7 protein-coding genes, 2 tRNA genes and 4 pseudogenes are annotated in these 12,191 nt (G+C 67.0%); 7 read left to right on the forward strand and 6 right to left on the reverse strand.

Translation table 11 applies throughout. The features are described from left to right. Complete coding sequence (locus BTZ20_RS09345) at window positions 1-1,218, reverse strand: MFS transporter (RefSeq protein ID WP_189636618.1); 1,218 nt, start codon at window positions 1,216-1,218, stop codon at window positions 1-3. Window positions 1,219-1,346: 128 nt separating this feature from the next. Here BTZ20_RS09345 and BTZ20_RS09350 point away from each other — a divergent pair, with 128 nt between their 5' ends. The 4 genes and pseudogenes from BTZ20_RS09350 (at window position 1,347) to BTZ20_RS09365 (ending at window position 4,105) form a co-directional block, all read left to right on the forward strand. Then, window positions 1,347-2,120, forward strand: coding sequence for a fumarylacetoacetate hydrolase family protein (locus BTZ20_RS09350; protein ID WP_077041170.1), 774 nt, complete (start codon window positions 1,347-1,349; stop codon window positions 2,118-2,120). 103 nt (window positions 2,121-2,223) lie between these two features. Continuing rightward, window positions 2,224-3,698: pseudogene (gltX, locus tag BTZ20_RS09355) on the forward strand (glutamate--tRNA ligase). Between the two features lie 138 nt (window positions 3,699-3,836). Continuing rightward, window positions 3,837-3,908: transfer RNA gene (locus BTZ20_RS09360), tRNA-Gln, on the forward strand. 124 nt (window positions 3,909-4,032) lie between these two features. Then, a tRNA-Glu gene (locus BTZ20_RS09365) sits at window positions 4,033-4,105 on the forward strand. A gap of 144 nt (window positions 4,106-4,249) precedes the next feature. On the opposite strand, the gene BTZ20_RS09370 is transcribed toward BTZ20_RS09365, so the two are convergent. The 3 genes from BTZ20_RS09370 to BTZ20_RS09380 form a co-directional block, all read right to left on the reverse strand. Further along, window positions 4,250-4,432 carry a DUF5302 domain-containing protein gene (locus tag BTZ20_RS09370; protein WP_077041171.1) on the reverse strand — a complete coding sequence of 61 codons (183 nt, stop codon included), beginning with the start codon at window positions 4,430-4,432 and terminating at the stop codon, window positions 4,250-4,252. 86 nt (window positions 4,433-4,518) lie between these two features. Further along, the gene (locus BTZ20_RS09375; protein WP_077041172.1) at window positions 4,519-5,016 is read right to left on the reverse strand and encodes a pyridoxamine 5'-phosphate oxidase family protein; all 498 of its coding nucleotides are present in this window, start codon (window positions 5,014-5,016) and stop codon (window positions 4,519-4,521) included. A gap of 100 nt (window positions 5,017-5,116) precedes the next feature. Then, window positions 5,117-5,836, reverse strand: coding sequence for an IclR family transcriptional regulator (locus BTZ20_RS09380; protein ID WP_077041173.1), 720 nt, complete (start codon window positions 5,834-5,836; stop codon window positions 5,117-5,119). Window positions 5,837-5,975: 139 nt separating this feature from the next. Here BTZ20_RS09380 and leuC point away from each other — a divergent pair, with 139 nt between their 5' ends. The 3 genes and pseudogenes from leuC (at window position 5,976) to BTZ20_RS09395 (ending at window position 8,909) form a co-directional block, all read left to right on the forward strand. Then, the gene (leuC, locus tag BTZ20_RS09385) at window positions 5,976-7,400 is read left to right on the forward strand and encodes a 3-isopropylmalate dehydratase large subunit (protein ID WP_189636619.1); all 1,425 of its coding nucleotides are present in this window, start codon (window positions 5,976-5,978) and stop codon (window positions 7,398-7,400) included. 27 nt (window positions 7,401-7,427) lie between these two features. After that, a pseudogene (leuD, locus tag BTZ20_RS09390) lies at window positions 7,428-8,038 on the forward strand (3-isopropylmalate dehydratase small subunit). A gap of 154 nt (window positions 8,039-8,192) precedes the next feature. Then, entirely contained in the window at window positions 8,193-8,909 is a 717-nt protein-coding gene (locus BTZ20_RS09395; protein WP_077041175.1) for an HU family DNA-binding protein, read from the forward strand. 84 nt (window positions 8,910-8,993) lie between these two features. On the opposite strand, the pseudogene BTZ20_RS09400 reads toward BTZ20_RS09395, so the two are convergent. Further along, window positions 8,994-9,919: pseudogene (locus BTZ20_RS09400) on the reverse strand (NUDIX hydrolase). 33 nt (window positions 9,920-9,952) lie between these two features. Then, window positions 9,953-12,067: pseudogene (locus BTZ20_RS09405) on the reverse strand (RNA degradosome polyphosphate kinase). Window positions 12,068-12,191 lie beyond the last annotated feature (124 nt).

Below are 12,191 nucleotides of genomic sequence, written 5' to 3' on the forward strand. Positions count from 1 at the left end.
TCACGTCGATGGCGGAGGTGGGTCGGCGGGGACCAGCGGGGCGGCGGCCAGCGGCAGCGCGGCGGCGAGCGCGAAGGCGGCAGGAAAGCCGAGGGTCCCGATCACCGCACCGAACACCGGCGGCACGAACGCGGCGACCAGGAACTGGCCGGTGTTCTGGGCGCCGAGTGCCCTGCCGCTCCAATACGGGCCCGCGATCTCCGCGACCGCGGTGAAGGCGAGTCCGTTGTCGGCCACCGTGATCACCGAGGCCACCACCATCAGGGCGACGGAGATCGGTGAGTCGAGCCAGTCCGTGATCGCCAGCGCCGCCATGGACAGCGCCGCGGCGACCGCGACGGTCCGCAGCGGGCCCATCCGGCTGCCGACCCGGTCCGACCAGATCCCCGCACCGATCCGGCCGAGCGCGCCCAGCAGCTGGGTCGCGGTGATGAGAATGCCCGCCGACGCCGCCGACCAGTGCCGGTCGGTGATCAGCCAGACCGGGACGAAGGTCCACACCAGATACTGCGGCACCACCAGCGCCGCCGAGACCGAGTGGATTCGCCACAGCACGCTCTGGTTCCGGTACGGGTTGGCCAACAGGCCCTGCGACGACGCCGCCGCGCGGCTGGGCCGCGGTGGGTCGACCACGAACACCAGGCAGGCCAGTGCGGCGACCGCGCAGATGATCGCGGGCACGGTCAGCGCCCAGCCGATCCCGTGGTCGGCGGCCAGGTTCGGGACGGTCAGCGCGGCCACCGCAACTCCGAGGGGCAGTGCCATCTGGCGCACGCCCATCGCGAATCCGCGCCGGTGCGGCGGGAACCAGCCCACCACCACCCGCCCGCTGGCGGCGTTGGGACTCGAGGCGGCAACGCCGCCGAGGAACAGGAACACCCCCAGTGCCAGAAAGGACGCGCTCAGTGCCGCGGCCGCAGCACTCGCGAGTGCCGCGGCGCCGAGTCCGATGGCCAGCACCCGGCGTTCGCCGATCCGGTCGACCACCACACCCCACGCGAACAGGCTGACGAGGAAGCCGACCGTCGGGGCGGCCGCGATCAGTCCGGCGCGGGCCAGGCTCATGCCCTGTGCGTCGTGCAGGGTCGGGATGAGGAAGGCGGGTGCGTTGGCAAACACCCCGCCCGCCGCCTGGGCGAGGACACCGAGGCCGAGCATGGACCACCGCCTCGGCGAGGTGATCTGCGAATCCTGTCTGTTCTGTTCCTGAACACTCATGCAAGCCGTCCCAATATATGGAATGAGAATCTTATAGAATGGAATTCGAGATCGAGTGTATCGCGCCGTTCCCTGCCGCGCGCCACGGGTGGACGCGGGGGTCCGGTGGCGGCCGATAGACTGCCGCCATGCGTCTAGGTCGAATCGCCAGCCCTGATGGGGTCGCCTTTGTTTCCATCGAAGGGGAGGGTGACGCGCAGACCGCGAAGGAGATCGCCGAGCATCCGTTCGGCAACCCGACCTTCACCGGCAGGAGCTGGCCGCTCGCCGACGTCCGGCTGCTCGCGCCGATCCTGGCCAGCAAGGTGATCTGCATCGGCAAGAACTACGCGGCGCACGCGGCCGAGATGGGCTCCGAGGCGCCCGAGGATCCCGTGATCTTCCTCAAGCCGAACACCTCGATCATCGGCCCCGGTGTGCCGATCATGTTGCCGCCCAGCTCGAATGAGGTGCACTACGAGGGCGAGCTCGCGATCGTCATCGGGCGTCCCTGCAAGGACGTGCCCGCCGCGAAGGCGCTCGAGGTGGTGCTCGGGTACACCGTCGCGAACGATGTGTCCGCGCGCGATCATCAGCGCCAGGACGGCCAGTGGACCAGGGCCAAGGGGCACGACACGTTCTGCCCACTCGGACCGTGGATCGAGACCACCCTTGACGCCTCCGATCTCGAGATCAAGACGGATGTCAACGGTGAGGTCAAGCAGCGCAGTCGGACTTCGCTTCTGCTGCACGACATTCCGAAGATCATCGAGTGGGTCTCCGCGGTGATGACGCTGCTCCCCGGCGACGTCATCCTGACCGGCACCCCCGAGGGGGTCGGTCCGATCGTCGCGGGCGACACCGTGAGCGTCACCATCGAGGGCATCGGTACCCTCGCCAACCCGGTGGCCGCCAAGGGCTGAGTCCGGCGGCGTGGCGACGGGTCGGTGGTCACTGCCGGGCCGGGTGGGGGCGGGGAAGACTAGCCTGTAGGGGACCGATTCCCCCCTCCGACCCAAGTGAGCCATGACCTCCAGCGAAGTGCGTGTTCGTTTCTGTCCCTCGCCGACCGGCACGCCCCATGTCGGGCTGATCCGTACGGCCCTGTTCAACTGGGCCTATGCCCGGCACCACGGCGGCAAGTTCGTCTTCCGCATCGAGGACACCGACGCCGCGAGGGACTCGGAGGAGTCCTACCAGGCGATCCTCGACGCGCTGAACTGGCTCGGCCTGACCTGGGACGAGGGTCCCGAGGTCGGCGGCCCATACGCGCCGTACCGCCAGTCGCAGCGACGAGACCTGCACCTCGAGGTCGTCGCGAAGCTGCTGGCGGCGGGGGAGGCATACGAGTCCTTCTCCACCCCGAGGAGGTCGAGGCGCGGCACAAGGCGGCCGGCCGTGACCCCAAGCTCGGGTACGACAACTTCGATCGCGATCTGACCGCAGAGCAGCGTCAGGCGTACCTCGACGAGGGGCGTAAGCCCGTCGTGCGGTTGCGGATGCCCGACCACGATCTGACCTGGAACGACCTCGTTCGCGGCGAGACCACCTTCAAGGCGGGCACGGTGCCCGATTTCGCACTCACCCGGGGCAACGGCATCCCGCTGTACACCTTGGTGAACCCCGTGGACGACGCGCTGATGAAGATCACTCACGTGCTGCGTGGCGAGGACCTCCTCTCGTCGACGCCGCGCCAGCTGGCCCTCTACGAGGCGCTGCAGCGGATCGGCGTCGCTGAGCTCACCCCGGAGTTCGGTCACCTCCCGTTCGTGATGGGGCAGGGCAACAAGAAGCTCTCGAAGCGTGACCCCGAGTCGAACCTGTTCATCCATCGGGACCGCGGCTTCATTCCAGAGGGTCTGCTCAACTACCTGGCTCTGCTCGGCTGGGGCATCGCGGACGATCGCGACGTGTTCTCGCTCACGGAGATGGTCGAGGCCTTCGACATCTCGAAGGTCAACTCCAATCCGGCGCGTTTCGACCAGAAGAAGGCCGACGCGATCAACGCCGAGCACATCCGGTTGCTCGACCCCGCGGACTTCACGGCGCGGCTGCGGGCGTTCCTGGCCGGGCACGGTCATCTCGTGGACGCGCTCGACGAGGCCTCGTTCGCCGTCGCGGCCGAACTCGTGCAGACGCGCATCGTCGTCCTCGCCGATGCGTGGGACCTGCTCAAGTTCCTCTTCGTGGACGAGTCCGAGTTCGCGATCGATCCGGCCGCGGCCGCGAAGAACCTGGGCGCGGATTCCGCTCCCGTGCTCGACGCAACGATCGCCGCGCTCGAGGCGACGCCGAACTGGGCGAGCGTGGACCTGGAGGAGTCTCTGAAGGCCGCTCTCATCGATGGCCTGGAACTCAAGCCGCGCAAGGCCTTTGCGCCCGTGCGGGTCGCGGTGACCGGCTCACACATCAGCCCGCCGCTGTACGAGTCGATGGAGTTGCTCGGCAGGGAGAAGACGATGGCCCGGCTGCGCTCGGCACGCGCTCAGGTGGGTCAGTAGGAGTTCCTGTCGGCTGGCCAGGGGCGATTTCAGGCCCCTGACCAGCCGATTTGGAGAATGGCCCTAGGGCTTTGCTATTGTTCTCCTCGTCCGAAACGGAGAGCACAGCCGCAAGGTTGAGCGAGCCGCCGAGGTCATTGGGGTATGGTGTAATTGGCAACACAGCGGTTTCTGGTACCGCCATTCTAGGTTCGAGTCCTGGTACCCCAGCGGAGAGTTCAGACGATTTTGACTCTGAACTCCGGCCAGCTAAGCTAGCCGAGCTTCCACTGATGCGGAACTTCTCTTCGGAAGAGTTCCACAGCAGCGCAACAAATCAGTACAGCGTGTTCTTGGCCCCGTCGTCTAGCGGCCTAGGACGCCGCCCTCTCAAGGCGGTAGCGCGGGTTCGAATCCCGTCGGGGCTACAAATGAAAAAGACCCTCTGGCACATGCCAGGGGGTCTTTTTCTTGTCTCCGGTAGATCGAACGGGCGGCGTTCGGAGCTGGGACTGGCGCAGTGCGAAAAAGGCGCCCACCCGAGCCGGGTGAGCGCCTTCGCTCGGAAATGCTCAGCCGCTCTTGCGGCGGAATTCTCGTTTGTGATCTGCGGGGCCGTGCGTGTGATGAATCTTCGAATCGCCGGCCGTGGCGGCCGTCGGGTTCGCGTTCTTGTGGTTCTTGCGCTCTAGTGCCTCGCGGAACTGCTGCTTGATCTGATCGTTCTCGTTCTGATCCTTCGCGGAGTCAGTCACGGTGCGCTCCTCCCATTCTGTTTGGTCGCACCGTGACGGTACCGCCGCCGCCGCGGGAAGTCCCGCAGATTTCCGCGGTGGCGCCGCTACAGGAAAGCCGCGGTGGTGCCGCCCACGGGCATCTGGGGCAATCCGAGCTTGCGGTGATCCCAGGACCGGATGCGATCGATCTTCACCCGAACGGCGACCCGCTTGTTGAGCATCATCTCGATCGCCGGGTCCACGTCGGTGGAGTACGGGCCCGTGTAGCGCTCCCAGATGCTGACGCCGACCTGCCAGAGGGCGTCTCGGTCGTCGACGATCTCGGCGGTGCCCTCGATGGAGATGCCGCGCAGGGTGTCGTAGGTGTCGCCGTCCTCGATCATGACGGTGATCCGGTTGTCCCGGCGGAGGTTGACGGCCTTCTGTGATTTCGACTTCGTCTCGAACCAGATCTCGCCGTCGATCACCGCGTACCACATGGCGATCAGGTGCGGCGCACCCTTCGCGCCCACCGTCGCCAAGGTGGCGATCCGGCTGCGTTCGATGAACCCGGCGATCTCGTCGTCGTTCATCGTGATCTGGCTACGTTGGTTGGTGCCCACTGCGCTGTCCTCCCATGGGGATCGGAACCTGTTCTCGCATGCACTGTGCCATGGGCCACACATGTGGCTGTGCCATGGGCCACATCGGATGCGCAGGTGGCTACAGGCGTTTGTGGAGTGCGTCCGCGGCGGCGAGGAGGTCGGCGGCCCAGCGGGCGCCGGGGCGCCTGCCCATTCGGTCGATCGGACCCGAGACCGAGATCGCCGCGATCACGACGCCAGCGCCATCACGCACCGGCGCCGCGACGCTCGCCACCCCGGGTTCGCGTTCGGCGGCGCTCTGTGCCCAGCCTCGCTTGCGCACCTCGAGCAGTGCCCGCTCGCTGAAGAGCGCGTCGGCCAGCACCGCCCGCTGGGTCTGCGGGTCCGCCCATGCCAGCAGCACCTTGGCTCCCGAGCCTGCGGTCATCGGCAGGCGTGCGCCGACAAGTACCGTGTCCCGGAGGCCGGTCGGCGGCTCCATGGAGGCCACGCACACCCGCTGGGTGCCCTCCCTGCGGTAAAGCTGCACACTCTCGCCGGTGATCTCGCGCAGTCGCGGCAGGATCATGGCGGCCGCCTCGAGGAGGCTGTCGTGTGCGGTCGGGGCCAGCTCCGCAAGGCCGGGACCCGGGCGCCAGAGCCCGTCGCCGTCGCGGGCGAGGAGCCGGTGCACCTCGAGGCCGACCGCCAGTCGGTGGGCCGTCGCCCGGGGCAGACCCGTGCGGGCGCACAGCTCTCCGAGATTGCAGGGCTGCTCCGCAACGGCGTGGAGAACGGTCATCGCCTTGTCGAGCACCCCGATCCCGCTCGAGGCGGGGGAGCCGCTATGCTGTCTCATAGGGCGATACTACCGTCTCGCATTCTGAGATGGAAATTCGGACGGCTTCGATCGGGCGTGATCGGGGAGATGATGGAAGTGGCGCACTCCAGGCCGTCCGATGTCCGGGACGCACTAGTCACACTGAGAGGTGGAGAACATGGTCAGTAGAAAGCGCACCCTGGCAGAGAAGGTGTGGGACGAGCATGTCGTCGTCCAGGGCGAGGGGGAGGGCGCCTCGCGCAACCCGGACCTCATCTACATCGATCTGCACCTCATTCACGAAGTGACCAGTCCTCAAGCCTTCGACGGCCTTCGGTTGGCGGGCAGGCCATTGCGACGCCCCGATCTCACAATCGCCACCGAGGACCACAACGTCCCGACCATCGACATCGACAAGCCGATCGCGGACCCGGTCTCCCGTATCCAGGTCGAGACCCTTCGTCGCAATTGCGAGGAGTTCGGAGTCCGCCTGCACCCGATGGGCGACCTCGATCAGGGCATCGTCCACGTCGTCGGTCCGCAGCTGGGCCTGACCCAGCCCGGCATGACGGTGGTGTGCGGCGACAGTCACACCTCGACCCACGGCGCCTTCGGTGCTCTCGCAATGGGAATCGGCACCAGCGAGGTCGAGCACGTGATGGCGACCCAGACGCTGTCGCTGCGCCCGTTCAAGACGATGGCGATCAACGTCGACGGCGAACTCCAGCCAGGGGTGACGAGCAAGGACGTCGTGCTCGCCGTCATCGCGAAGATCGGCACCGGCGGCGGCCAGGGCTACGTGCTGGAGTACCGCGGATCGGCCATCCGTCAAATGTCGATGGAAGCCCGAATGACGGTCTGCAACATGTCGATCGAGGCCGGTGCCCGCGCGGGCATGATCGCGCCCGACGAGATCACCTACGAGTTCATCAAGGGACGGCCGCACGCGCCGCAGGGCGCGGACTGGGATGCCGCCGTCGCTGCGTGGGAGCAGCTGAAGACCGACGAGGGCGCGACTTTCGACCAAGAGGTCTACATCGACGCGAACTCGCTGACCCCGTTCGTCACATGGGGGACCAACCCGGCCCAGGGTGCGCCGCTCGGCGACTCGGTGCCGGATCCCACGCAGATGGTCGACGAGAGCGAACGCCAGGCCGCCGAGAAGGCGTTGACCTACATGGGCCTGACGGCGGGCACTCCGCTGCGTGAGATCGCCGTGGACACGGTCTTCGTCGGTTCCTGCACCAATGGCCGGATCGAGGACTTGCGGGCCGTGGCGGGCGTCCTGAAGGGCCGCAAGGTGGCCGAGGGTGTGCGGATGCTGGTCGTCCCCGGCTCGATGAGGGTTCGCGCGGAGGCCGAGAAGGAGGGCCTCGGTGAGATCTTCATCGCAGCGGGTGCGGAATGGCGGCAGGCGGGGTGCTCGATGTGTCTCGGTATGAATCCCGATCAGCTGTCCTCGGGTGAGCGTTCGGCATCGACTTCCAACCGGAATTTCGAAGGTAGGCAGGGCAAGGGCGGGCGGACCCATCTCGTCTCCCCGCTGGTCGCGGCGGCGACGGCGGTGCGAGGCACGCTCTCGGCGCCCGCGGACCTGGACTGAAGACCACCGGAACGACAGGAGTATTTGATGGAAGCCTTTACGACACACAAGGGAATCGGCGTCCCCTGCGGCGCTCCAATGTCGATACCGACCAGATCATTCCGGCGGTCTACCTAAAGTCGGTCTCTCGTAGCGGTTTCGAGGAGGGCCTCTTCGCGGGCTGGCGGGCCGACCCCGAGTTCATCCTGAACATTCCGCCGTACGACAAGGGCTCGGTTCTCGTCGCGGGCCCGGACTTCGGCACCGGCTCGTCCCGGGAGCACGCGGTGTGGGCGCTATCGGACTACGGATTTCGCGTAGTGATCGCCTCTCGCTTCGCGGACATCTTCCGCGGCAACTCCGGCAAGGCCGGCCTGCTGGCCGCTCAGGTCGACCAGTCGGACGTCGAACTGCTCTGGAAGTTGCTCGAAGAGCAGCCCGGTCTCGAAATTGTTGTGGATCTCACGGAGCGCACAGTGACCGCAGGAACGCTGGTGGTGCGCTTCAACATTGATGACTACACACGGTGGCGTCTGCTCGAGGGTCTGGACGATATCGGATTGACATTGCGGCAGGTAGATGCGATTTCGGAGTTCGAAAAGTCAAGGCCGTCATGGAAACCTGCCACCCTCCCGGCACGGGTTGCCGAGGGAAACTAATACGACCGACTAACGGGATTCAGGCACGAAAGAGGGTGCCACGCCTCTGAGAAGGACATGAGAATTGGCGTGGCACATAGACTCTTGCCCTTTTCCGGATTACCGTGTTTGCTAGTCGGTCCGACAATGGGCCATCAGTTTGCGGAGGACTTCCATGAACAAAGCAGAGCTCATTGACATCTTGACCGAACGGTTGGACTCGGATCGCCGTACCGCCACCGATGCGGTCGAGCACATCGTCGACACCATCGTGCGCGCCGTGCACAGGGGCGAGAGCGTCACGATCACCGGCTTCGGCGTCTTCGAGCAGCGTCGCCGTGCGGCCCGCGTCGCGCGCAACCCGCGCACCGGCGAGACCGTCAAGGTCAAGCCGACCTCGGTGCCTGCGTTCCGTCCGGGTGCCCAGTTCAAGGCCGTGATCGCCGGTAGCCAGAAGCTTCCGGCCAGCGGACCCGCGGTCAAGCGTGGGTCGGCGGCCGCCGCACCTGCGAAGAAGGCAGCGGCGAAGAAGACCGCAGCGAAGAAGGTTGCGGCCAAGAAGGCGGCGCCCGCGAAGAAGGCTCCGGCCAAGAAGGTCGTGGCGAAGAAGGCGGCACCGGCCAAGAAGGCGGTCGTGAAGAAGGCGGCGCCCGCGAAGAAGGCTCCGGCCAAGAAGGTCGTGGCGAAGAAGGCGGCACCGGCCAAGAAGGCGGTCGTGAAGAAGGCGGCACCGGCCAAGAAGGCGGTCGTGAAGAAGGCGGCGCCCGCCAAGAAGGCTCCGGCCAAGAAGGTCGTCGCCAAGAAGGCGGCTCCGGCCAAGAAGGCGGCTCCGGCGAAGAAGGCTCCTGCCAAGAAGGCGCCTGCCAAGAAGGCGCCCGCTCGCAAGAAGTAGGCACGACCGACTACTCGTGCCTCGCACGAGATCGAGGGCGGCGACGGGAAACCGTCGCCGCCCTCTGTCGGATCGGTGGCCGCCTCAGGCGTTCTCGGGCAGCGGGCTGTCGATGTGGCTGGCGTCCACCAGCTTGCCCCCGGAGAACGAGAGAACCCAGGTGCTGGCCTTCCGGTTGCGGGCAGGCGGCAGGGTGATCCCGTCCCGTTCCGCCCACCAGCTCAGCAGGTCGGGATCACCCCGCTCTGACTGCAGATCACCTGGACGCCACCGAGCGTGGCGATCTTCCGCACGCGTGACCGGGCCGCGGCCGGATCCTCCGCGTACGCCTCCTCCGAGAGCAGCGGCTCCGCCACGATCTCGGTGCCGAGCGCACGCGCAAGCGGTTCCACCGTCTGCTCGCAGCGGATGCGATCGGCAGAATGAACCGCCGTCGCACCGAAGGCGAGGAGCTGGGGCACCAGCGCCTCGGCCTGGACGCGCCCGAGCTCGTCCAACGGGCGCAGCGCGTCGTCCGGTGAGTCCTTCCGTCGTCCGGCCTTGCCGTGCCGGACGACGAGCATGGTGGTGGTGTCGGCGGGAACACGGAGGAACCGGCGCATCACCTTGCCGTCCACCGAGTACGAGAGTTCACCGGCCACGTCCTCGGGCGCCACCCACCGGAGCTCGTCGACCTCGGAGTTCGGTACGAACTCGCCCCCGAGTGATTCGGCGGCCCAGTAGTCGACCCGCTTGCGCTTGCGGTGGCCGGGGATCTCGTAGGCGACCCGGGTCACGCGCCGGTCCAGGCGCACCCGTAGCCCGGTCTCCTCCTGCACCTCTCGCAGCGCCGCGACGATCGGCGTCTCCCCGGGGTCGAGCTTGCCCTTGGGGAAGGACCAGTCGTCGTACTTGGGCCGGTGGATCAGTGCGATCTCGATCTCGTAGGGATTGGTCGGTGACTTACGCCAGAGCACGGCACCTGCCGCGAAGATATTGGCCTTGATGGGTCGATCCGACTTCGAGCTCACTAGCTGCCTTCCTGTGGTGGCCGGAAAACGTTCCTACGAGCCGAGTGCACGGCGGCCGCGCATCAACTCCTGCTGGTGCTCGCGGACGCGTTCACCCCGCGCAGGCGAGGCCGCCCAGTGCCCGTCGGACTGGAGTACCCAGCACCTGGTGGTCGGGTCGAGAGCGGAGTCGAAGATGTCGCCGAGCTGACGGGACAGCCGCGGATCCTTCACCTGGGCCATCACCTCCACCCGCCGGTCGAGATTGCGGTGCATCATGTCGGCGCTGCCGATCCAGAATTCCTCCGCGCCGACGAAATGCAGGATGCGTGAATGCTCGAGGAACCGTCCGAGAATCGAACGGACCTCGATGTTCTCGCTCAGTCCCGGCACCCCCGGCTTGAGCGCACAGATACCGCGGACCACCACCTGCACCTGCACGCCTGCCTGCGAGGCGCGATAGAGCGCGTCGATCACCTGCTCGTCCACCAGGGCGTTGGCCTTGAGGCGGACTCCCGCGGACTTGCCCTCGAGCTGGCGCGCGACCTCCGCGTCGATTCGCTTGATGATGCCGTCGCGGACGCCGTAGGGAGCGACCAGCAGGTTCCGGTACTGCGCCTTGCGCGAGTACCCGGTCAGCGAGTTGAACAGGTCCGTGAGGTCCGCACCGATTTCCGGCGCGGCGGTGAGCAGGCCCACGTCCTCGTACAGCCGGGCCGTCTTCGGGTTGTAGTTCCCGGTGCCGATGTGGCAGTACCGGCGGATCGCCGAGCCCTCCCGGCGCACGACAAGGCAAGTCTTGCAATGGGTCTTGAGTCCGACCAGTCCGTACACCACGTGCACGCCCGCCTGTTCGAGCTTGCGCGCCCACTTGATGTTCGCCTGCTCGTCGAACCGTGCCTTGATCTCGACGAGCGCCACCACCTGCTTGCCCGCCTCCGCGGCGTCGATCAGCGCGTTCACGATCGGGGAGTCGCCGGAGGTGCGGTACAGCGTCTGCTTGATGGCCAGCACATGCGGATCGGCCGCCGCCTGCTCGATGAACCGCTGCACGCTGGTGGAGAACGAGTCGTAGGGGTGGTGCACCAGGACGTCGCCGTCGCGCAGCGTCGAGAACACGCTCTTCGGGGTCTCCCGCTCTCCGAACGCCGGATGGGTCGCGGGCACGAAGGGGGCGTCCTTGAGGTTGGCGCGGTCGACACCGTAGACCTGCCACAGGCAGGACAGGTCGAGCAGACCGGGGACCTGGATCACGTCGCCCGGATCCACGTCGAGCTCGCGCAGCAGCAGTTCGAGCATGTGCTCGGTCATGTCGTCCGCGACCTCGAGCCGGACCGGCGACCCGAACCGCCTGCGGGCCAGCTCGCGCTCGAGGGCCTGCAGCAGATCCTCGTCGCGATCCTCTTCGACCTCGAAGTCGGCGTTGCGGGTGATCCGGAATGCGTGGTGTTCGACGATCTCCATCCCGGGGAACAGTGCGTTCAGGTGTGCCGCGATGAGCGCCTCCATGGGCAGGAAGGCCGGGGTCGTCGCGGGGAATCGGTGCGGTTGACGCGGACGAACCGGTCGACGTTGTCGGGCACCTTCACCCTCGCGAAGTGCTCGCCACCCGTCGACGAATCCTTCACGGTCACCGCGAGGTTCAGGCTCAGGCCGCTGATGTAGGGGAACGGGTGCGCCGGATCGACCGCGAGGGGAGTGAGCACGGGGAACACCTGCTCGCGGAAGTGCGCGGACAGGCGCTCCTCCTCGTCGGCATCGAGGTCGGCCCAGCCGATGATGGAGATGCCCTCCTCGGCGAGCTGGGGCAGCACCTTGTCCAGGAAGGTCCTGGCGTGCTTCTCCGCGATCTCCTGGGTCCGTCGACCGATCAGCGCCAACTGTTCGCGCGGGCTCAGGCCGTCGGCGGAACGGACCGAGAGTCCTGTCTCGTCCCTGCGCTTGAGGCCCGCGACCCGGACCATGTAGAACTCGTCGAGGTTCGAGGCGAAGATCGCGAGGAACTTGGCGCGCTCGAGCAGCGGAAGCGACGGATCCTCGGCGAGGCTGAGCACCCGGGAGTTGAAGTCGAGCCAGCTCAGCTCGCGGTTGAGGTAGCGCTCCTCCGGCAGGGGATGACCGAACCGTCGACCACCACCGGGTGGCGGCGGGCGGCGCGGTCGGGATCACCGGAAGGTGATTGACGATCGGTGCGCTCCAATCGCGCTCGCCGGTGCCCGACGCCGTGTGCTGCCCGGCGTCCTGTCCGCGTACCTCACCGTTACTCACGCGTAGATCATCCCCCAGATCGCGA

It is taken from the genome of Rhodococcus sp. MTM3W5.2, assembly GCF_001984015.1.
GTDB lineage: Bacteria > Actinomycetota > Actinomycetes > Mycobacteriales > Mycobacteriaceae > Rhodococcus_G > Rhodococcus_G oryzae.